The sequence below is a fragment of the Agrococcus pavilionensis RW1 genome, from assembly GCF_000400485.1.
Taxonomy (GTDB): Bacteria; Actinomycetota; Actinomycetes; order Actinomycetales; family Microbacteriaceae; genus Agrococcus; species Agrococcus pavilionensis.
This window is the reverse complement of sequence record NZ_ASHR01000001.1, coordinates 42969-63577: the sequence shown is the minus strand read 5'-3', so window position 1 is coordinate 63577 and position 20609 is coordinate 42969. Positions and strand designations below refer to the sequence as shown.

Genomic DNA, 20609 nt, shown 5'->3' with positions numbered 1-20609 from the left:
GGCTCGTCATGCCCCGCTGGGGCTGGAGAGACCTGACCGAATGCAGACCGCAGAGATCCACCGCCGCTTCCTGGAGCACTTCGAGCGCCGCGACCACCAGATCGTGCCCTCGGCGCCGCTCGTGAGCGACGACCCGGCGATCATGTTCACGATCGCCGGCATGGTGCCGTTCATCCCCTACCTCTCGGGCCGCGTGCCCGCGCCGTGGCCCCGCGTCGCCGACGTGCAGAAGTGCATCCGCACGAACGACATCGAGGAGGTCGGCCGCACGCCGCGGCACGGCACGTTCTTCCAGATGGCGGGCAACTGGTCGTTCGGCGACTACTTCAAGCGCGAGGCGATCGTCTGGGCGTGGGAGCTGCTCACCGGCTCGGAGGCCGACGGCGGCTACGGCTTCAGCCCCGACGACCTGTGGGTCACGGTCTTCGAGACCGACGACGAGGCCGAGCGGCTCTGGATCGAGTCGACCGACGTCGACCCCGCGCGCATCCAGCGCCTCGGGCTCGAGGACAACTACTGGATGACCGGCCAGCCCGGTCCCGCGGGCCCCGACTCGGAGATCTTCTTCGACCTCGGGCCCGAGCACGGCCCCGACGGCGGGCCCGCGACCGGGAGCGACCGCTACGTCGAGATCTGGAACCTCGTCTTCATGCAGGACGAGATCGCCGACGTGCGCTCGAAGACCGAGTTCACGATCGTGCGCGAGCTGCCGCGCAAGAACATCGACACCGGCATGGGCCTCGAGCGCGTCGCGTTCCTCAAGCAGGGCGTGCAGAACATGTACGAGATCGACCAGGTGCGCCCCGTGCTCGACCTCGCGAGCGAGCTCTCCGGCCGCCGCTACGGCGCGGACGCCGAGGACGACGTGCGGATGCGCGTGGTCGCGGATCACGTGCGCTCGTCGCTCATGCTCATGGGCGACGGCGTCACGCCCGGCAACGACGGCCGCGGCTACATCCTGCGCCGCCTCATGCGCCGCTCGATCCGCTCGATGCGCCTGCTCGGCGTGCACGAGGCGACGTTCCCGACGCTCTTCCGCGCGAGCTTCGACGCGATGTCGACCGCCTACCCCGAGCTCGAGCAGTCGTTCGGCCGCATCGAGCGGATGGCGATCGCCGAGGAGGAGACCTTCCTCAAGACCCTCGAGTCGGGCTCGACCGTGCTCGACCTCGCGATCCAGGGCGTGCGCTCCGACGCGGGGCACGTCGTGCCGGGCAAGACCGCGTTCCTGCTGCACGACACCTACGGCTTCCCGATCGACCTGACGATGGAGATCGCCGAGGAGGCGGGCCTCGAGGTCGACCGCTCGACGTTCGAGACGCTCATGAGCGAGCAGCGCACGCGCGCGAAGGCCGACGCGAAGTCGCGCCGCCGCCAGCTGGCCGACCTCTCGGTCTACTCGGACCTGCGCGCGAAGGGCGAGACGGCGTTCCTCGGCTACGACGAGCTCGAGGCCGACGGCGAGGTCATCGGCATCATCGCCGACGGCGCGTCGGCGCAGACCGCGGGTGCGGGCGAGGAGGTCGAGGTCGTGCTGACGGCGACCTCGCTCTACGCCGAGGCGGGCGGCCAGGACAGCGACCAGGGCCGGCTCATCGGCGCGGGCTTCGAGGCCGACGTGCTCGACGTGCAGCGCCCGGTCGCGGGCCTCACGAGCCACATGGTGCGCGTCACCTCCGGCGAGATCGCGGTCGGCGACGTCGCGCGCTCCGTCGTCGACGAGCGCTACCGGCGCGGCGCCAACCAGGCGCACTCCGCGACGCACGTCGTGCACGCGGCGCTCCGCCAGCTGCTCGGGCCGGATGCGGCGCAGTCGGGCTCCTACAACAAGGCGGGCTACATGCGGCTCGACTTCTCGTGGTCGAGCGCGCTCTCGCACGACATGCGGCAGGAGCTCGAGGGCATCGCCAACTCGGCGATCCGCGACGACCTGCCGGTCGAGACGCGGCTCATGCCGCTCGACGAGGCGAAGGCGCTCGGCGCGATGGCGCTCTTCGGCGAGAAGTACGGTGACACCGTGCGCATGGTCGACATCGGCGGCCCGTGGTCGCGCGAGCTGTGCGGCGGCACGCACGTCGACGCGTCGAGCCAGATCGGCCTCATCTCGATCACGAGCGAGGCGAGCGTCGGTTCGACGAGCCGTCGCGTCGAGGCGGCGGTGGGGGCGGATGCGTTCCGCCAGCTGGTCGCGGAGCGCACGCTCGTGAGCGAGCTCACCGGCATGCTCAAGACGCCGCGCGAGCAGCTGCCCGGCCGCATCGAGGAGCTCGTGCTCTCGCTCAAGGCGGCCGAGAAGCGCATCGCCGAGTTCGAGTCGAAGCAGCTCGCCTCGCGCGTGCAGCCGATCGCCGACGCCGCGACGCGCGTGGGCGACGTGCTGCTCGCGGCGGTCGACCTCGGCGCGGTCGGCTCGCAGGACGACCTGCGCTCGCTCGCGGGCCAGGTGCGGGAGCGCCTCGGCGCCGAGCCCGCGGTCGTCGCGATCGGCGGCGCGGTCGACGGCAAGCCCGCGATCGTCGTGGCGACGAACGACGCGGCCCGGCGCGGCGGCGCCGCGGCGGGACCGCTCGCGAAGGCGGCGGCCGCGGTGCTCGGCGGCGGCGGCGGCGGCAAGCCCGACATGGCGCAGGGCGGCGGGCAGGACGCGAGCGCGATGCCGCGAGCGCTCGAGGCCGTGCGCGAGGGGCTCGGCCGTTGAGCGGCCCGACGACCGTGCGTCGAGGCATCCGGATCGGCGTCGACGTGGGCCGCGCCCGCGTCGGCGTCGCCCGCTGCGATCCCGACGGGCTCATCGCGACCCCCGTCGAGACGATCCAGCGCGCCGACGTCGACGTCGTCGCGCGGCTCGCCGCGATCGCGGCCGAGCTCGGCGCGATCGAGGCCGTCGTCGGCCTCCCGATCTCGCTCTCGGGCGGCGACACCCCGAGCACGCAGGACGCGCGCGACATCGCGGCCGCCCTCGCCGCGGCGATCCCCGTGCGGCTCGTCGACGAGCGGCTCTCGACCGTCACGGCATCCGCCGGCATGCGCGCCGCGGGCCGCTCCTCGCGCCAGCAGCGTGCGAGCATCGACCAGGCTGCAGCGGTCGTGATCCTGCAGCACGCACTCGACAGCGAGCGATCGGCCGGGCGAGCGCCCGGCGAGCTGCTCGGCGACGGCGGCGCGGCCGCCACGGAGGACTGACATGGCAGGACGTCGAGCTCGCGCGCGGCAGGCGCGCAACCGGCGCCGGATCATCGGCTGGAGCATCGCGCTCGTCGCCGTCATCGGCATCGCGATCGCGGCCGCGGTCGTCGTGCCCCGGCTCGCCGACCGCTTCAGCGGACCGGAGGACTTCGCCGGCCCCGGCACGGGCGAGGTCGTCGTGCAGGTGCAGCCGGGCGACAACGGCTACGCGGTCGCCGAGACGCTGCACGAGCAGGGCGTCATCGCGAGCACCGAGGCGTTCACCGACATCCTCATCGCCGACCCGTCGATCCAGCTGCATCCCGGCGCGTACCGCGTGCAGCTCGAGATGTCGGCGCAAGGCGCGCTCGACGCCATCCTCGACCCCGCGAACAAGGCGGAGCTGCGCGTCACGGTGCCCGAGGGCTACACGCTCCCGCAGGTGTACGAGCGGCTCGAGCGCGACCTCGGCATCCCGCAGGCCGAGTTCCTGCAGCTCGAGAGCGACCTCGCTCGCTTCGACCTGCCGGCCGACGCGGTGACGCTCGAGGGCTGGCTCTTCCCCGCGACCTACACGTTCGACGAGGGCATCACCGCCGAGGGCGTGCTCGAGGCGATGATCGCCCGCCAGGTGCAGGCGCTCGACGCCGCGGGCGTCGCGGAGGCCGACCGCCAGCGCGTGCTGACGTTCGCGTCGCTCGTGCAGCGCGAGGCGCGCCTGCCGGATGACTTCGGGCGCGTGGCCCGCGTCTTCCAGAACCGCCTCGACATCGGCATGCGGCTGCAGTCCGACGCGACCGTCGCGTACGGCACCGGCAACCTCCACGTCGTCACGACGACGGCCGAGGAGCGCGCCGACGCCGACAACCCCTACAACACCTACGCGCGGCCGGGACTCCCGGTCGGGCCGATCGGCGCGCCCGGCGACGTCGCGATCCAGGCGGCGCTCTCGCCGACCGAGGGCGACTGGCTCTACTTCGTCACGGTCAACCCCGACACCGGCGAGACCGTGTTCTCGGAGACGCTCGCCGAGCACAACGTCGCGGTGCAGCAGTTCCAGCAGTTCCTGCGCGACAACCCGGGCTGGGGCGGGTGACGTGACGGCCGCCGAGCGCGGCGCGAGCCGGCGGCTCGCGGTCGTCGGCTGGCCGATCGAGCACTCCCTCTCGCCCGTGCTGCACGGCGCGGCCGCGCGAGCGCTCGGGCTCGACTGGCGCTACGAGCGCCGCCCCGTGCGCGAGGGCGAGCTCGAGGGCTTCGTCGACGTGCTCGACGCGTCGTGGCTCGGGCTCTCCGTCACGGCGCCGCTCAAGCGCGAGGCGGCGCTGCTCGCGGCCTCGCTCGACGAGCGCGCGCGGCTGACGGGCGCCGCGAACACGCTGCTGCTCGGCGCGCGCCCGCGCGGCTGGAACACCGACGTCGGCGGCATCGTGCGCGCCTTCGCCGGCGGCGGGCTCGAGGAGGCCGCGACCGGCGCGATCGTCGGCGCCGGGGCGACCGCGAGCTCGGCGCTCGTCGCCCTCGCCGAGCTCGGCGCGCGCAGCGTCGCCGTCGCGCTCCGCAGCCCCGCGAAGGGCGCGCAGCTCGTCGCGCTCGGCGCGCGGCTCGACGTCGAGGTCGCCCTGCAGCCGCTCGGCGAGGCGCTCCCGGCCGTCGACGCGGCCGTCTCGACGCTGCCCGCGGCCGCCGACGTCGTGCCGGCCTTCGCGCATCCGCCCTCGATGCTCCTCGACGCCGACTACGCGCGCGCCGACGGGTCGCGCTACCGGGGTGCAGTGCCCGCGGGAGCCCTCATCGACGGGCGCGAGATGCTGCTGGGCCAAGCGGTGCTGCAGGTGCGGATCTTCACGAGCGGCGACGTGGCGTCGCCGCTGCCCGACGAGGAGCGCGTCGCCGCCGCGATGCGGTCGGCACTCGCGGTCGCGACGGGTCTGGAAGAATCGTGAGCATGCTGCGCTGGCTCACCGCCGGGGAATCCCACGGCCCCGAACTGCTCGCCCTTCTCGAAGGGCTGCCCGCGGGCGTGCCCGTGACGGCGGAGGCGATCGAGGCCGACCTGCAGCGCCGCAAGCTCGGCGCGGGCCGCGGCGCGCGCATGAAGTTCGAGCAGGACGAGCTGTCGATCTCGGGCGGCGTGCGCCACGGGCTCAGCCAGGGTGGCCCGGTCGCGCTGCGCATCGGCAACACCGAGTGGCCGAAGTGGCAGGAGGTCATGAGCGCCGCGCCGCTCGAGGGCGAGCTCACCGGCGCGCGCGCCGCGAAGCTCACGCGGCCGCGGCCGGGGCACGCCGACCTCGTCGGCATGCAGAAGCACGGCTTCGACGAGGCGCGCCCCGTGCTCGAGCGCGCGAGCGCCCGCGAGACGGCCGCGCGCGTCGCGCTCGGCGCGGTGGCGCGCGCGTTCCTCGCCGAGCTCGGCGTGCGGCTCGTGAGCCACACGCTCTCGATCGGCCCCGTGCGCGTGCCCGACGGCGCGCCGCTGCCGACGCCCGACGACGTCGACCGGCTCGACGCCGACGAGCTGCGCTGCAACGACCCCGCGACGAGCGCGGCGATGCTCGCCGAGGTCGAGGACGCCCGGCGCTCGGGCGACACGCTCGGCGGCATCGTCGAGGTGCTCGCCTACGGCCTGCCGCCGGGCCTCGGCTCCTACGTGCACTGGGACCGCCGGCTCGACAGCCGGCTCGCCGGCGCGCTCATGAGCATCCAGGCGATCAAGGGCGTCGAGGTCGGCGACGGCTTCGAGACGACCCGCCGGCGGGGGAGCGTCGCCCACGACGAGCTGCTCGTCGACGAGGAGGGCGTGCGCCGCGAGACCGGCCGCGCGGGCGGCATCGAGGGCGGCATGACGACCGGCGGCGTGCTGCGCGTGCGCGCGGGCATGAAGCCGATCGCGACCGTGCCGCGCGCGCTCCGCACGGTCGACGTCGCGACGGGCGACGCCGCGCAGGCCCACCACCAGCGCAGCGACGTGTGCGCCGTGCCCGCGTCCGGCGTCGTCGCAGAGGCGATGGTCGCGCTCGTGCTCGCCGACGCGATGCTCGAGAAGTTCGGCGGCGACTCGGTCGCCGAGACCCGGCGGAACCTCGAGGCGTACGTCGCCGCGATCCCCGAGCGCCTCCGCACCCTGCCGTGACCGGCGGCGCGGCCCCGACGGGCGAGGCGCCCCGGCCCGGCGACGAGGCGAGCGACCGCCCGCCGATCGCGCTCATCGGGCCGATGGCGGCCGGCAAGACCTCGCTCGGCCGCAAGCTCGCGAGCCGCATCGGCCGCACCTTCGCCGACACCGACCGCCTCGTCGTGCTCGAGCACGGGCCGATCCCCGAGATCTTCGCCGCCCACGGCGAGGCCGTGTTCCGGCGCTGGGAGGCGGAGGCCGTGCGGCGCGCGCTCGTGCCGGGCACGGTCGTCGCGCTCGGCGGGGGAGCGGTGCTCGACGAGGGCTCCCGCGAGCTGCTCGGGGCGGCGACCGTCGTGCTCGTGACGGTCGACGAGCACGCCGCCGAGCGGCGCCTCGGCGGCGGCGGGCGGCCCCTCGTCGCCGACGGCATCGACGCGTGGCGTCGCATCGCTGCGGAGCGGGAGCCGCTCTACCGCTCCCTCGCCGACGTCACCCTCGACACATCCAGGACCCCGATGGCCCGCGTGCTCGACGAGCTGCAGGCCTGGCTCGCCGAGCGCGGGCTGTGACCGCGAAGGAGACCCCATGACCACGATCCGCGTCGAGACCGATGCCCCCTACGAGGTGCACGTCGGCCGCGGCGTGCTCGTCGAGCGCCTCCGCGCCTCGCTCGGCGACGCGCAGCGGCTGCTCGTCGTGCACCAGCCGGCGATGAGCCGCGTCGCCGACCACTTGAAGGCCGAGCTCGACGGCATCGAGGTGCTGCTCGCCGAGGTGCCCGATGCCGAGGCGGCGAAGCGCATCGAGGTCGCGCAGTTCCTGTGGCAGATCATGGGGCAGGCGGAGTTCACGAGGACCGATGCGGTGCTCGGCCTCGGCGGCGGCGCCGTCACCGACCTCGCGGGCTTCGTCGCCGCGACGTGGCTGCGCGGCGTGCGGGTGCTGCAGGCGCCCACGAGCGTGCTCGGCATCGTCGACGCCGCGGTCGGCGGCAAGACGGGCATCAACACCGAGCAGGGCAAGAACCTCGTCGGCGCCTTCCACCACCCCGCGGTCGTCGTCGCCGACCTCGAGCTCGTCGACTCGCTGCCGCGCAACGAGCTGCTGACGGGCTTCGCCGAGATCGTGAAGGCGGGCTTCATCGCCGACCCGCGCATCCTCGAGCTGCTCGAGGGCTCGTTCGACGCGGCAACCGACCCGACGGCCCCGGAGTTCGAGGAGGTCGTCGCGCGCTCGATCGAGGTGAAGGCGCGCGTCGTCGCGAACGACTTCCGCGAGCGCGGCGAGCGCGAGTTCCTCAACTACGGCCACACGCTCGGGCACGCGATCGAGCACACCGAGCGCTACCGCTGGCGCCACGGCGCGGCGGTCTCGATCGGGCTCGTGTTCGCGGCCGAGCTCTCGCGGCTCGCGGGCCGCTTGCCCGAGTCGGTCGTCGACCGCCACCGCGCGATCCTGCAGTCGCTCGAGCTGCCGACGAGCTACCCGGTCGGGCGCTGGCAGACGCTGCTCGGCACGATGCGCAAGGACAAGAAGGCGCGCGGCTCGATGCTGCGCTTCGTCGTGCTCGACGACGTCGCCAAGCCCCGCATCCTCGAGGGCCCCGACGACAGCCTGCTGTTCATGGCCTACCAGTCCCTCGCCGACTGACCGGTCGCTCCCGCACCCGACCGGCGCCCGCGGTGGCTGAGTGGCGCCGTCGGTACGTGAGTGGCTCCCGCGGTGGGTGAGTGGCGCCTGCGGTGGGTGAGTGGCGCCTGCGGTGGGTGAGTGGCGCCTTGCGTGCGAGTTCAGCGGCGAACGCAGCTCGCGGCGCTCCGGGTGCGGGAGGCGCCCCTCAGGTGCGGGAGGCGCCACTGACCTGCGGGAGGCGCCACTCGCGCACGCGGGGAGCGGCCGTCGGGCAGGATGGGGGCATGCGCATCCTCGTCCTCAACGGCCCGAACCTCGGCCGGCTCGGCACTCGCGAGCCCGAGGTCTACGGCACCGCGACGATCGCCGACATCGCCCCGCTCGTCGAGGCCGCCGGCTCGCTCGAGCAGCGGGTCGAGGCCGACGTGCGCCAGACCGACGACGAGGCCGAGCTCGTGGGCTGGATCCACGAAGCGGTGGATGCGCGCACCCCGGTGATCCTGAACCCCGCGGCGTTCACGCACTACTCCTACGCGCTCCGCGACGCGTGCGCGCAGCTGCAGGGCGTGGCCCCGCTCGTGGAGGTGCACATCTCGAACCCGCACGCGCGCGAGGCGTTCCGCCACACCTCCGTGATCTCCGGCGTCGCGACGGGCGTCATCGCCGGCTTCGGGCTCGAGGGCTACCGCCTGGCCGCGGCCGCGATCGTCGGCCGCTAGACTCGTCTGTCGGCCCCGCGGGGGTCCCAGCACGCACCACGGAACGGAACCCCATGGCAACCACGAACGACATCAAGAACGGCGCGGTCCTCAACCTCGACGGCCAGCTCTGGAGCGTCATCGAGTTCCAGCACGTCAAGCCGGGCAAGGGCGGCGCCTTCGTGCGCACGAAGCTGCGCAACGCGCGCAGCCAGAAGGTCGTCGACAAGACCTTCAACGCCGGCACGAAGATCGAGTTCGCGACCGTCGACCGCCGCGACTACCAGTTCCTGTACAACGACGGCACCGACTTCGTCTTCATGGACAACGACACGTACGAGCAGCTGCCGATCCCCGCCGACATCGTGGGCGACGCCTCGAAGTACCTGCTCGAGAACGGCACCGCGACCATCTCGATGCACGAGGGCGAGGCGCTGCAGGTCGAGCTGCCGGCATCCGTCGTGCTCGAGATCACCTACACCGAGCCGGGCCTGCAGGGCGACCGCTCGAGCGCCGGCACGAAGTCGGCGACCGTCGAGACCGGCGCCGAGGTCCAGGTGCCGCTCTTCGTCGAGCAGGGCACCCGCATCAAGGTCGACACGCGCGACGGCAGCTACCTCGGCCGCGTCAACTGACGTGAGCGGTCAGGAGACCTACCCCTCGCGCCGCAAGGCGCGCAAGCACGCCGTCGAGGTGCTCTACTCCGCCCAGGCGCGGGACGAGGCGCCGGAGTCGGTGCTGCGAGACACCGCCGCGCGGCTCGGCTGGGCGAAGCACCCGTGGTTCGCGTTCGCGCGCGAGATCGTCGCGGGCGTCGCCGACGAGCTCGAGGGCCTCGACGAGCTCATCGCCTCGTCGAGCGAGCACTGGACGCTCGACCGGATGCCGCGCACCGATCTCGCGATCCTGCGGGTCGGGGCGTGGGAGCTCGAGCACGAGACGGCTCCGGCGAGCGTCGTGGTCTCGGAGGCCGTGCACCTCGCGAACGAGCTGTCGACCGATCGCTCGGGCGCGTTCATCAACGGCGTGCTCGGCCGGATCGCGGCGCAGCGCGCCTGACCCGCCGCTCGCGCTCGGCCTCCCGAGCGCGGAGGATGGCCGCATGGCCGAGCGCACGCATGACTGCATCGTGGTGGGCGGCGGGCCCGCGGGCCTCATGCTCGGCCTGCTGCTCGCCCGCGCCGGCGTCCGCACGGCGGTGCTCGAGCGCCACGGCGACTTCCTGCGCGACTTTCGCGGCGACACGATCCACCCGTCGACGCAGCAGCTGCTGCACGAGATCGGGCTGCTCGAGCGCTTCCTCGCGCTCCCGCACGCCGACTTGCCGCAGGTCTCGATGCGCTTCTCGGGCCGCCGGCTCGTGCTCGCGGACTTCAGCCGCCTGCCGACCGTGCGGCAGTGCATCGCGTTAGTGGGACTTCCTCGACCTGCTCGCGGATGCTGGGCGCGAGCAGGCCGCGTTCGACCTGCGGATGCGGTGCGACGCGATCGCGCTGCTGCGCGACGGCGAGCGGGTCGTCGGCGTCGTCGCCGACACGCCCGAGGGCCCCGTCGAGCTGCGGGCGAGGCTCACCGTGCTCGCGGACGGCCGCGACTCGCGCCTGCGCGCCGACGCGGGGCTCGAGCCGGTCGGCGCGCCGAGCGCGATCGACGTGCTGTGGTTCCGCGTGCCCAGGGAGCCCGGCGAGTCGGTGACGTTCATGCAGCTCGGCGACGGGGCGCTGCTGTCGATCGACCGGGGCGACTTCTTCCAGGCCGCGCACATCGTGCGGCGCGGCGCCTGGCGGGGCGACGAGGCCTCGCTCGCGGCGCTCCGGCGGCGGGTGGGCGCGCTCGAGCCCTCGTTCGCCGCGCGGCTCGCGGGCTTGCGGCTCGACGACGTACGGGTGCTGCGCGTGCGCATCGACCGGCTGCCGCGCTGGCACCGCGACGGGCTGCTCGCGATCGGCGACGCGGCGCACGCGATGTCGCCCGCCGGCGGCGTGGGGATCAACCTCGCGATCCAGGACGCCGTCGCCGCGGCGAACGCGCTCGGGCCGCGGCTCGCGAGCGCGCGGCCGAGCGAGGCGCTGCTGCACCGCATCCAGCGGCGGCGCGAGCCGCCCGCGCTGATCGTGCAGGCCGTGCAGCGGCGGCTCGAGACCATGCTCGTGCGGGTCGCCGAGCGCGGCGCGCGCGTGCCCGTGCCGCTGCCGCTGCGCGTCGTGCAGCGCGTGCCGGCCCTTCGGCACCTGCTCGGGCGCTTCATCGGCCTCGGCCCCAGGCCGGAGCACGCGACGCGGTAGAGTGGAGTCATCAGACAACCTTGAAGCCCGTCCCGTGAGGCGGAGAAGGGAGTCGCTCGTGACTCAGCGTGCAGGTGCGCGCACCGTGCTCGGGCCCGACGAGATCGGCCGGGCCCTCACCCGCATCGCCCACGAGATCCTCGAGGCCAACCACGGCGCCGACGACCTCGTGCTGCTCGGCATCCCGACCCGCGGCGTGCACCTCGCCCAGCGGCTCGCCGACCGCCTCGCCGACATCACCGGCATCGGCTTCGCCGACCGGGTCGGCGCCCTCGACGTCACGATGCACCGCGACGACCTGCGCGGCCGGCCGACGCGCGCGCCGCAGCCGACGCGCGTGCCCGCCGCGGGCGTCGACGACCGCGTCGTCGTGCTCGTCGACGACGTGCTCTACTCCGGCCGCACGATCCGCGCCGCCCTCGACGCGCTCGCCGACCTCGGCCGCCCGCGCGTCGTGCGGCTCGCCGCGCTCGTCGACCGCGGCCACCGCGAGCTGCCCATCCGCGCCGACTTCGTCGGCAAGAACCTGCCGAGCGCGCGCAGCGAGCACGTCCGGATCCTGCTCGACGAGGTCGACGGCGCCGACGCCGTGACGATCGAGGACGGGGCCGCATGAGGCACCTCCTGACGGCCTCGATGCCGCGCGACGAGGCGATCGGCCTGCTCGACCTCGCCGAGGACATGCACCAGATCCAGGACCGCGAGCTCAAGAAGCTGCCGGCCCTGCGCGGCCGGACGGTCGTGAACCTCTTCTTCGAGGACTCGACCCGCACGCGCTCGTCGTTCGAGATCGCCGGCAAGTGGCTCTCGGCCGACGTCATCAACGTCTCGGGCAAGGGCTCGAGCGTCTCGAAGGGCGAGTCGCTGCGCGACACGGGCCTCACGATCGCGGCGATGGGCGTCGACGGCGTCGTCGTGCGCTCGGGCGCCTCGGGCGCGCCCGCGCTGCTCGCCGACTGGATCGGCCGACCCGTCGTCAACGCGGGCGACGGCACGCACGAGCACCCCACGCAAGCGCTGCTCGACGCCTTCGCGCTGCGCCGGCGCATCCACGGCGGCGCCGCTCGCGGGAAGGCGCTCGACGGCGTGCGCGTCGCGATCGTCGGCGACATCGCCCACTCGCGCGTCGCGCGCTCGAACGCGCTGCTGCTGCCCGCGCTCGGCGCCGAGGTGACGCTCGTCGGCCCGCCGCCGCTGCTGCCGCCAGCCGCGGCGGACGGCTCCCGCCTCGGCGTGCGCGCCGAGCCGAGCCTCGACCGCGTGATCGACGAGCGGCCGGACGCGCTCATGCTCCTGCGCGTGCAGCTCGAGCGGCAGGCGGGGAAGGTCGCGCCGAGCGCCGCGGAGTACATCACGGGCTGGTCGCTCACCGACGAGCGCCTCGCCCGGCTCGGCGACGCGCACCTGCTGCACCCGGGACCGATGAACCGCGGCCTCGAGCTCTCGAGCCGCGCCGCCGACTCCGACCGCTCGGCGATCCTCGAGCAGGTCACCGCCGGCGTCTCGGTGCGCATGGCCGTGCTCTACTCGCTCCTCGCATCCGACCACCCGTCCGCAGAGCTCGGAGGCGCCCGATGACGACCCTGCTCACCGGCGCCGCCGTGCTCGGCGGCGAACCGCGCGACCTCGCGATCGAGGGCGACGCCCTCGTCGACCCGAGCGCGATCGATCGCGATCGCGCCGAGGTGATCGACGCATCCGGCCTCATCGCCCTCCCCGGGCTCGTCGACCTCCACGCCCACCTGCGCCAGCCCGGCGGCGAGCAGGCCGAGACGGTCGCGAGCGGCGTGCGCGCCGCGGCGGCGGGCGGCTTCACGTGCGTCTTCGCGATGGCGAACACGAACCCCGTCGCCGACACCCCGGCGGTCGTCGAGCAGGTGCACCGGCTCGGCCTCGAGGCGGGCCTCGCGACCGTGCGGCCCATCGGCGCCGTCACGGTCGGCCTCGCGGGGGAGCGGCTCGCCGACATGACGATGCTCGCCCGCAGCGCCGCTCGCGTCACCGTCTTCAGCGACGACGGCCACTGCGTGCACGACGCCGAGCTCATGCGGCGCGCGCTCGAGCACGCCGCCGCGCTCGACGCGGTGGTCGCGCAGCACGCGCAGGACCCGGCGCTCACGCGCGGCGCCGTCATGCACGAGGGCCCGCTCTCGGCCGAGCTCGGGCTCGGCGGCTGGCCCTCGGTCGCCGAGGCGTCGATCGTCGCGCGCGACGCGATGCTCGCCGAACTCGCCGGCGCCCGCCTGCACGTGTGCCACGTCTCGACCGCCGAGACGGTCGAGGTCGTGCGCGCCGCGAAGGCGCGCGGCGTGCGCATCACCGCCGAGGTCGCGCCGCACCACCTGCTGCTCACCGAGGACCTGGTGCGCTCCTACGACGCGCGCTTCAAGGTCAACCCGCCGCTGCGCACCGACGCCGACGTGCGCGCGCTCCGCGAGGCGCTCGCCGACGGCACGATCGACATCGTCGCGACCGACCACGCGCCGCACGCGCCGGAGGCGAAGCTCACGGCGTTCGCGGACGCCGCGTTCGGCATGGTCGGGCTCGAGACGGCGCTGTCGGTGGTGCAGATGGCGATGGTCGAGACGGGGCTCATGGACTGGGCCGGCGTCGCGCGCGCGATGTCGACGACGCCCGCCGCGATCGGCCGGGAGCCCGGCTACGACGCGCCGCTCGAAGTGGGCGCTTCCGCGCACGTCGTGCTCGTCGACCCCGCCGCGCGCGCCGTCGTCGAGGAGCGGCACCTTCGGGGGCGCTCGGCGAACTCGCCCTACCTCGGCCGGGAGCTGCCCGGCCGCGTGCTGCACGTCTGGCACGCGGGCCGCCGCACGCTCGCCGACGGACGGATCGTGACCGAGGAGGTCGGACGATGACCAAGGAGCTGTTCGCGCTGCTGAGCGCGGGCCTCGTGGCCCTACTCGCGCTGCTCGCCGTGCTCGGCGTGCTCGCCCACCGACGACGCCAGCGCGACGTCGAGCCGCCGCTGCCGTGGATCGACGCCGCGCCGACCCTCGTCGCCGAAGCGCTCTACGTCGCGACGACGCGCGCCGGCGAGCCCTACCAGCGCATCTTCGCCCACGGCCTCGGCTTCCGCGGCCGCACCCGGGTCGCGATCGACCCGGCCGGCGTGCAGCTCGTCGCCGACCGGCGCGAGATGCGCATCCCCGCCGACCGCATCCGTGCGGTCGAGCGGGCCACCTGGACCATCGACCGCGTCGTCGAGCCCGGGGGGATCATCGTGATCGCCCACTCGCTCGGCGCCGAGGTCGACACCTACCTCCGCCTCATCGGCGACGACACCGAGGCGTTCGAGGCGCTGCGCGCCCTCGCCCGGGAAGGAGCACGCTCATGACCACCCCCGCACCCGCCGCCCTCCGGCAGGCTCAGGACGCCGCCCTCGTGCTCGAGGACGGCACGATCTACCGCGGCTCCGCCTACGGCGCGACCGGCCGAGCGCTCGGCGAGGCCGTCTTCGCGACCGGCATGACCGGCTACCAGGAGACGCTCAGCGACCCCTCCTACGCAGGCCAGATCGTCGTGCAGACCGCGCCGCACATCGGCAACACCGGCGTCAACGCCGAGGACGCCGAGTCGCGCCGCGCGTGGCCCGCCGGGTACGTCGTGCGCGCCGCGAGCCGCGTCGTCTCGAACTGGCGCGCCGAGGGCTCGCTCGAGGCGCAGCTCGCCGAGGACGGCATCGTCGGCATCGCGGGCATCGACACCCGCGCCGTCACCCGCCGCCTCCGCGACGCGGGCGCGATGCGCGCCGGCGTCTTCTCGGGCGACGCGCTCGAGAGCGACGAGGCGATGCTCGCGGCGGTGCGCGAGAGCCCCGAGATGACCGGCCGGAGCCTCGCCGAGCTCGTCTCGACGCCCGAGGCCTACCGGCTGCCGGCGATCGGGGAGTCGATCGGCACGCTCGCCGTGCTCGACCTCGGGGTCAAGGCATCCACCCTCAAGTACCTGCAGCAGCAGGGCTTCGACCTCGTCGTGCTGCCGCAGGACGCGACGCTCGAGCAGGTGCTCGAGCACGAGCCGATCGCCGCGTTCTACTCGAACGGCCCCGGCGACCCGGCCGCGAGCGACGACCAGGTCTCGCTCCTGCAGGGGCTGCTGCGCGAGGACCTGCCGTTCTTCGGCATCTGCTTCGGCAACCAGCTGCTCGGCCGCGCGCTCGGCTTCGGCACCTACAAGCTGCCGTTCGGCCACCGCGGCATCAACCAGCCCGTGCTCGACACCGCGACCGGACGCGTCGAGATCACGAGCCAGAACCACGGCTTCGCCGTCGACGCGCCGCTGCGCGAGCAGCTCGAGAGCCCCGCGGGCTTCGGCCGCGTCGAGGTGAGCCACTTCTCGCTCAACGACGAGGTGGTCGAGGGCCTGCGAGCGCTCGACATCCCCGCCTTCAGCGTGCAGTACCACCCGGAGGCCGCGGCCGGCCCGAACGACGCCCACCACCTCTTCGGCCGCTTCCGCGAGCTCGTGCTCGCGCATCGCGCCGGCGCGCGCCCGACGGGCGCCGACACGGCGACCGACGACGTGCGCGCCGCCGCCGCCTCTCACGACTCCGACTCCGACTCCGACCAGAAGGACGCCTAGTGCCCAAGCGCGACGACATCCGCTCCGTCCTCGTCATCGGCTCCGGGCCGATCGTCATCGGCCAGGCGGCCGAGTTCGACTACTCGGGCACCCAGGCGTGCCGGGTGCTGCGCGAGGAGGGCGTGCGCGTCATCCTCGTCAACTCCAACCCGGCGACGATCATGACCGACCCCGACTTCGCCGACGCGACCTACATCGAGCCGATCACGCCCGAGGTGATCGAGACGATCATCGTGAAGGAGCGCCCCGACGCGATCCTGCCGACGCTCGGCGGCCAGACCGCGCTCAACGCGGCGATCGCGCTGCACGAGCAGGGCATCCTCGCCCGCCACGGCGTCGAGCTCATCGGCGCGAAGGTCGACGCGATCCAGCGCGGCGAGGACCGCCAGCTCTTCAAGCAGCTCGTGCTCGAGGCCGGCGCCGACGTGGCCTCGAGCGCGATCGCGCGCTCGGTCGACGACGCGATCGCGTTCGCCGAGGAGTACGGCTACCCGGTCGTCGTGCGCCCCTCGTTCACGATGGGCGGCCTCGGCTCGGGCTTCGCGCACGACGAGGCCGAGCTGCGCCGCTTCGTCGGCGACGGCATCCACTCGTCGACGATCGGCGAGGTGCTGCTCGAGGAGTCGATCCTCGGCTGGAAGGAGTACGAACTCGAGCTCATGCGCGACCAGGCCGACAACACGGTCGTCGTGTGCTCGATCGAGAACGTCGACGCCGTCGGCGTGCACACGGGCGACTCGATCACCGTCGCGCCCGCGCTCACCCTCACCGACCGCGAGTTCCAGCGCCTGCGCGACATCGGCATCGACATCATCCGGCGCGTCGGCGTCGACACGGGCGGCTGCAACATCCAGTTCGCCGTCGACCCCGCGACGGGCCGCATCATCGTCATCGAGATGAACCCGCGCGTCTCGCGCTCCTCGGCGCTCGCCTCGAAGGCGACGGGCTTCCCGATCGCGAAGATCGCGGCGAAGCTCGCGCTCGGCTACCGCCTCGACGAGATCCCGAACGACATCACGAAGGTCACGCCCGCATCGTTCGAGCCCGCGCTCGACTACGTCGTCGTCAAGGTGCCGCGCTTCAACTTCGAGAAGTTCCCGGCGGCGGATGCGACCCTCACGACGACCATGAAGTCCGTCGGCGAGGCCATGGCGATCGGGCGCACCTACGCGCAGGCCCTCCAGAAGGCCCTCCGCTCGCTCGAGAAGCGCGGCTCCTCGTTCCATTGGGAGGGCGAGCCGGGCGACGCGGCGGCGCTGCTCGACGCCGCGCGCGTGCCGACCGACGGCCGCATCGTGACGCTGCAGCAGGCGCTGCGCGCGGGCGCGACGATCGAGCAGGCCCATGAGGCGACCGGCATCGACCCGTGGTTCCTCGACCAGCTCGTGCTCATCAACGAGGTCGCCGACGCCATCCGCGAGGGCGACCTCGACGAGGGGAGGCTGCGGCTCGCGAAGGAGCACGGCTTCTCCGACGCGCAGATCGCGCAGCTGCGCGGCATCGGCGAGGCGGAGGTGCGCGAGGCGCGCTGGGCCGCGGGCGTGCGGCCGGTCTACAAGACCGTCGACACGTGCGCGGGCGAGTTCCCGGCCGAGACGCCCTACCACTACTCGAGCTACGACCTCGAGACGGAGGTCGCGCCCTCCGACCGCCGGAAGGTCATCATCCTCGGCTCGGGCCCGAACCGCATCGGGCAGGGCATCGAGTTCGACTACTCGTGCGTGCACGCGTCGTTCGCGCTCTCCGACGCCGGCTTCGAGACCATCATGGTCAACTGCAACCCCGAGACGGTCTCGACCGACTACGACACGAGCGACCGGCTCTACTTCGAGCCCCTCACGCTCGAGGACGTGCTCGAGATCGTGCACGTCGAGCAGGCCGCCGGCGAGCTCGTCGGCGTCATCGTGCAGCTCGGCGGGCAGACCCCGCTCGGCCTCGCACGCGGCCTCGAGGCCGCGGGCGTGCCGATCCTCGGCACGACGCCCGACGCGATCGACGCGGCGGAGGAGCGCGGCCTGTTCCAGCGCATCCTCGACGAGGCGGGCCTCGTCGCGCCTCGCAACGGCATCGCGACGAACGAGCGGGAGGCGATCGAGATCGCCGAGGGCATCGGCTACCCGGTGCTCGTGCGCCCCTCGTTCGTGCTCGGCGGCCGCGGCATGGAGATCGTCTACGACACCGCGAGCCTCCACGGCTACTTCGACCGCATCGCGGCGCACGGCATCGTCGGTCCGCAGGCGCCGCTGCTCGTCGACCACTTCCTCGACGACGCGATCGAGATCGACGTCGACGCCATCTTCGACGGCGACGAGCTCTACGTCGGCGGCATCCTCGAGCACATCGAGGAGGCGGGCATCCACTCGGGCGACTCGTCGTGCACGATGCCGCCCGTCGGCCTCGGCCGCGCGCAGCTCGAGGAGATCCGCGACGCGACGCACCGGATCGCGGCGGGCCTCGACGTGCGCGGGCCCATCAACGTGCAGTTCGCGTACGGCGCGGGGGTGCTCCATGTGATCGAGGCGAACCCGCGCGCGAGCCGCACGGTGCCGTTCGTCGCGAAGGCGATCGGCACGCCGATCGCGAAGGCGAACGCGCGCGTGCTCGCGGGCTCGACGATCGCGGAGCTGCGCGCCGAGGGCATGCTGCCCGAGCGCGACGGCACCGTCATGCCGATCGACGCGCCGGTCGCGGTCAAGGAGGCCGTGCTGCCGTTCCGCCGGTTCCGCACCGCCGACGGCCGCATGGTCGACTCGCTGCTCGGACCCGAGATGCGCTCGACCGGCGAGGTCATGGGCATCGACCGCGACTTCCCGACCGCGTTCGCGAAGAGCCAGGCCGCCGCCTACGGCGGGCTGCCCACCTCGGGCACCGTCTTCGTCTCGCTCTCCGACCGCGACAAGCGCCAGGCGGTGCTGCCGATGCACCGGCTGCAGCAGCTCGGCTTCGACATCGTCGCCACGACCGGCACGGCCGAGGTGCTCGCGCGCAACGGCATCGCCGTGCGCACGGTGCGCAAGCACTCCGAGGCGGGCGAGGAGCCCTCGATCGTCGACCTCATCGACGCGGGGGAGATCGACATCATCATCAACACCCCCACGGGCGGCATCGCGCGCGCCGACGGGTACGAGATCCGGGCGGCCACGGTCGCGGGCGACAAGGCGCTCTTCACGACCGTCGCGCAGCTCGGCGCCGCGGTCGCGGCGATCGAGGCGGCTCGCGAGGCGTTCGAGGTGACGAGCCTGCAGGAGTACCACGCGCGGCGGTCGGCGTGACCTTCTTCGAGCGGCTCGGCGACGCCGTCCGGCGGCGCGGCGCGCTGTGCGTCGGCATCGACCCCCACCCCGCGCTGCTCGAGCGGTGGGGCCTGCCGGCGGATGCGTCGGGCGTCGAGCGCTTCGGCCGCGCGGTGGTCGAGGCCGCGGCCGGGCGCGTCGGCGTCGTCAAGCCGCAGGCCGCGCTCTTCGAGGCGCTCGGGCCCGCGGGGCTCGGCGCGCTCGAGCGCGTGCTCGCCGACGCGCGCGCCGCTGGCCTCGTGACGATCGCCGACGCGAAGCGCGGCGACATCGGCTCGACGACGCTCGGCTACGCGGCCGCGTGGCTCGAGCCGGGCGCGCCGCTCGAGGCGGATGCGCTCACCGCGAGCCCCTACCTCGGCGTCGGCGCGCTCGAGGGCCTCTTCGCGGCCGCCGAGCGAGCCGGCAAGGGCGTGTTCGTGCTCGCGGCGACCTCGAACCCCGAGGGCGCGGCCATCCAGCGCGCGCGGCTCGACGACGGGCGCACCGTCGCCGCTGCCGTCGCGGACGAGGTCGCCGCCCGCAACGCCGCGACGGGCGCGGGCCACGGCCTCGTCATCGGGGCGACGATCGACCGGGCCGCCTTCGGGCTCGCGCCCGAAGCATCCACGCCCGTCCTCGCGCCGGGCTTCGGCGCGCAGGGCGCTCGGCTCGCCGACCTGCACCGGCTCTTCCCCGCGGACGCGCTCGTGCTCGCGAGCGCGAGCCGCAGCATCCTGCAGGCGGGGCCCGAGGGCATCGCGCCGGCGATCGACGCGGCGATCGGGGAGCTGCCGTGACCGGCAGCCGCGACCGGGGCGTCCCGGAGCGGAGCATCCCTGACCCTGGCGCGGCCGGTCGCGCGGCGATCGAGGCGCGCCGCGCGCGAGCTGCCGTCAAGCGCGCGCTCGCCGCCGGGCAGCGCGGACCGCGCGACGTCGCCGAGCGCGCGTGGCAGGAGCCCGACGGCGTCGAGGCGCGGCTGCGCGTGCCCGAGTACTTCGGGAGCCTCCGCGGCATGGGGCCCAAGCGCGTCGAGACGCTCATGCGCGAGCTCGCGATCGCCCCATCGAAGCGGCTCGGCGGGCTCGGCGGTTTGCAGCGCGAGCGCGTTCGCGCTTGGCTTGACGTCGTGGATCCCTCGCGTCGCCCTCGCCTCATCGTGCTCGCGGGACCGACGGCGGTCGGCAAGGGCACCGTCGCGCAGTACGTGCGCGAGCACTTCCCGCAGATCCGCCACTCGGTGAGCGCGACGACCCGGGCGCCGCGACCCGGCGAGATCGACGGCGTGCACTACGCCTTCGTCTCCGACGCCGAGTTCGACCGCATGGTCGACGAGGGCGAGTTCCTCGAGTGGGCGACGGTGCACAACCTGTCGCGCTACGGCACGCCGCGCTCGAGCGTGCAGGCGGCGCTCGACGAGGGGTCGTCGGTGCTGCTCGAGATCGACCTGCAGGGCGCCCGGCAGGTGCGCGAGTCGTTCCCCGACGCCGTGCTGCTCTTCCTCGCGCCGCCCTCGTGGGACGAGCTCGTCCGCCGGCTCGTCGGCCGCGGCACCGAGACGCCCGCGGAGCGCGCGAAGCGGCTCGAGACCGCCAAGGTCGAGCTCGCGAGCCAGCCGGAGTTCGACGCGACGATCGTCAACTCCGACGTCGCCGAGGCCGCGCACGAGGTCGTCGAGCGCATCCTCGCCGCGGAGGCGGAGGCTCGGGAGTAGTCAGAGCTCGGGCCCCGGGACGGGCCCCGGCGCTGGCGTCGCGGCGACGGTCCGAGAGGACCGTCGCCCAGAGCTCCAGCGCGCGATAGGATGGACGCTTGCGCCCACCGGCGCCACGAG

19 protein-coding genes and 1 pseudogene are annotated in these 20609 nt (G+C 74.1%); all 20 read left to right on the top strand.

Translation table 11 applies throughout. The features are described 5' to 3' along the window. The first annotated feature begins 40 nt into the window (after nucleotides 1-40). The 20 genes and pseudogenes from alaS (at nucleotide 41) to gmk (ending at nucleotide 20489) form a co-directional block, all read left to right on the top strand. Entirely contained in the window at nucleotides 41-2698 is a 2658-nt protein-coding gene (gene alaS / locus L332_RS16200; RefSeq protein ID WP_021009267.1) for an alanine--tRNA ligase, read from the top strand. Continuing rightward, nucleotides 2695-3183, top strand: a complete 489-nt coding sequence (ruvX, locus tag L332_RS16195) for a Holliday junction resolvase RuvX (protein WP_021009266.1) — start codon at nucleotides 2695-2697, stop codon at nucleotides 3181-3183. The genes alaS and ruvX overlap by 4 nt, the downstream gene beginning before the upstream one ends. Nucleotide 3184: 1 nt before the next feature. Beyond that, complete coding sequence (gene mltG, locus L332_RS16190; RefSeq protein WP_021009265.1) at nucleotides 3185-4261, top strand: endolytic transglycosylase MltG; 1077 nt, start codon at nucleotides 3185-3187, stop codon at nucleotides 4259-4261. Nucleotide 4262: 1 nt separating this feature from the next. Then, a complete protein-coding gene (locus tag L332_RS16185) occupies nucleotides 4263-5111 on the top strand; it encodes a hypothetical protein (RefSeq protein WP_021009264.1) in 849 nt (282 codons plus the stop codon). 2 nt (nucleotides 5112-5113) lie between these two features. Further along, nucleotides 5114-6301: a chorismate synthase gene (gene aroC, locus L332_RS16180; protein ID WP_021064817.1), complete on the top strand. Its 1188-nt coding sequence runs from the start codon at nucleotides 5114-5116 to the stop codon at nucleotides 6299-6301. Next, complete coding sequence (locus L332_RS16175) at nucleotides 6298-6855, top strand: shikimate kinase (protein WP_021009262.1); 558 nt, start codon at nucleotides 6298-6300, stop codon at nucleotides 6853-6855. The genes aroC and L332_RS16175 overlap by 4 nt, the downstream gene beginning before the upstream one ends. A gap of 16 nt (nucleotides 6856-6871) precedes the next feature. Further along, nucleotides 6872-7936, top strand: coding sequence for a 3-dehydroquinate synthase (gene aroB, locus L332_RS16170; RefSeq protein ID WP_021009261.1), 1065 nt, complete (start codon nucleotides 6872-6874; stop codon nucleotides 7934-7936). 266 nt (nucleotides 7937-8202) lie between these two features. Further along, complete coding sequence (aroQ, locus tag L332_RS16165; RefSeq protein WP_021009260.1) at nucleotides 8203-8637, top strand: type II 3-dehydroquinate dehydratase; 435 nt, start codon at nucleotides 8203-8205, stop codon at nucleotides 8635-8637. 53 nt (nucleotides 8638-8690) lie between these two features. Beyond that, complete coding sequence (gene efp / locus L332_RS16160) at nucleotides 8691-9251, top strand: elongation factor P (protein WP_021009259.1); 561 nt, start codon at nucleotides 8691-8693, stop codon at nucleotides 9249-9251. Between the two features lies 1 nt (nucleotide 9252). Continuing rightward, the gene (nusB, locus tag L332_RS16155) at nucleotides 9253-9675 is read left to right on the top strand and encodes a transcription antitermination factor NusB (RefSeq protein ID WP_021009258.1); all 423 of its coding nucleotides are present in this window, start codon (nucleotides 9253-9255) and stop codon (nucleotides 9673-9675) included. A gap of 43 nt (nucleotides 9676-9718) precedes the next feature. Continuing rightward, nucleotides 9719-9868 (top strand): annotated as a pseudogene (locus L332_RS30915) (FAD-dependent monooxygenase); the annotation flags it as partial. A gap of 220 nt (nucleotides 9869-10088) precedes the next feature. Beyond that, nucleotides 10089-10901, top strand: coding sequence for an FAD-dependent monooxygenase (locus L332_RS16150; protein WP_021064816.1), 813 nt, complete (start codon nucleotides 10089-10091; stop codon nucleotides 10899-10901). 58 nt (nucleotides 10902-10959) lie between these two features. Next, on the top strand, nucleotides 10960-11517 hold the full coding sequence (gene pyrR, locus L332_RS16145) for a bifunctional pyr operon transcriptional regulator/uracil phosphoribosyltransferase PyrR (protein ID WP_031223130.1): 558 nt from the start codon (nucleotides 10960-10962) through the stop codon (nucleotides 11515-11517). After that, nucleotides 11514-12479: an aspartate carbamoyltransferase catalytic subunit gene (locus tag L332_RS16140; RefSeq protein WP_021009256.1), complete on the top strand. Its 966-nt coding sequence runs from the start codon at nucleotides 11514-11516 to the stop codon at nucleotides 12477-12479. The genes pyrR and L332_RS16140 overlap by 4 nt, the downstream gene beginning before the upstream one ends. Beyond that, entirely contained in the window at nucleotides 12476-13774 is a 1299-nt protein-coding gene (locus tag L332_RS16135) for a dihydroorotase (protein ID WP_021009255.1), read from the top strand. Before L332_RS16140 ends, L332_RS16135 begins: the two co-directional genes overlap by 4 nt. Beyond that, nucleotides 13771-14253, top strand: coding sequence for a PH-like domain-containing protein (locus tag L332_RS16130; RefSeq protein WP_021009254.1), 483 nt, complete (start codon nucleotides 13771-13773; stop codon nucleotides 14251-14253). The genes L332_RS16135 and L332_RS16130 overlap by 4 nt, the downstream gene beginning before the upstream one ends. Further along, nucleotides 14250-15500 carry a glutamine-hydrolyzing carbamoyl-phosphate synthase small subunit gene (gene carA, locus L332_RS16125; protein ID WP_021009253.1) on the top strand — a complete coding sequence of 417 codons (1251 nt, stop codon included), beginning with the start codon at nucleotides 14250-14252 and terminating at the stop codon, nucleotides 15498-15500. The genes L332_RS16130 and carA overlap by 4 nt, the downstream gene beginning before the upstream one ends. Then, nucleotides 15500-18772, top strand: a complete 3273-nt coding sequence (gene carB / locus L332_RS16120; RefSeq protein ID WP_021009252.1) for a carbamoyl-phosphate synthase large subunit — start codon at nucleotides 15500-15502, stop codon at nucleotides 18770-18772. Before carA ends, carB begins: the two co-directional genes overlap by 1 nt. After that, nucleotides 18769-19572: an orotidine-5'-phosphate decarboxylase gene (gene pyrF, locus L332_RS16115; protein ID WP_021009251.1), complete on the top strand. Its 804-nt coding sequence runs from the start codon at nucleotides 18769-18771 to the stop codon at nucleotides 19570-19572. The genes carB and pyrF overlap by 4 nt, the downstream gene beginning before the upstream one ends. Continuing rightward, entirely contained in the window at nucleotides 19569-20489 is a 921-nt protein-coding gene (gmk, locus tag L332_RS16110; protein ID WP_021009250.1) for a guanylate kinase, read from the top strand. The genes pyrF and gmk overlap by 4 nt, the downstream gene beginning before the upstream one ends. The last annotated feature ends 120 nt before the right edge of the window (nucleotides 20490-20609 follow it).

Excerpts from the sequence above, each read along its gene's own strand:
- alaS (WP_021009267.1), top strand. The coding sequence starts at position 41 with ATGCAGACCGCAGAGATCCACCGCCGCTTCCTGGAGCACTTCGAGCGC.
- mltG (WP_021009265.1), top strand. The coding sequence starts at position 3,185 with ATGGCAGGACGTCGAGCTCGCGCGCGGCAGGCGCGCAACCGGCGCCGG.
- aroC (WP_021064817.1), top strand. The coding sequence starts at position 5,114 with ATGCTGCGCTGGCTCACCGCCGGGGAATCCCACGGCCCCGAACTGCTC.
- aroB (WP_021009261.1), top strand. The coding sequence starts at position 6,872 with ATGACCACGATCCGCGTCGAGACCGATGCCCCCTACGAGGTGCACGTC.
- aroQ (WP_021009260.1), top strand. The coding sequence starts at position 8,203 with ATGCGCATCCTCGTCCTCAACGGCCCGAACCTCGGCCGGCTCGGCACT.
- efp (WP_021009259.1), top strand. The coding sequence starts at position 8,691 with ATGGCAACCACGAACGACATCAAGAACGGCGCGGTCCTCAACCTCGAC.
- L332_RS16150 (WP_021064816.1), top strand. The coding sequence starts at position 10,089 with ATGCGGTGCGACGCGATCGCGCTGCTGCGCGACGGCGAGCGGGTCGTC.
- L332_RS16140 (WP_021009256.1), top strand. The coding sequence starts at position 11,514 with ATGAGGCACCTCCTGACGGCCTCGATGCCGCGCGACGAGGCGATCGGC.
- L332_RS16135 (WP_021009255.1), top strand. The coding sequence starts at position 12,476 with ATGACGACCCTGCTCACCGGCGCCGCCGTGCTCGGCGGCGAACCGCGC.
- L332_RS16130 (WP_021009254.1), top strand. The coding sequence starts at position 13,771 with ATGACCAAGGAGCTGTTCGCGCTGCTGAGCGCGGGCCTCGTGGCCCTA.
- carA (WP_021009253.1), top strand. The coding sequence starts at position 14,250 with ATGACCACCCCCGCACCCGCCGCCCTCCGGCAGGCTCAGGACGCCGCC.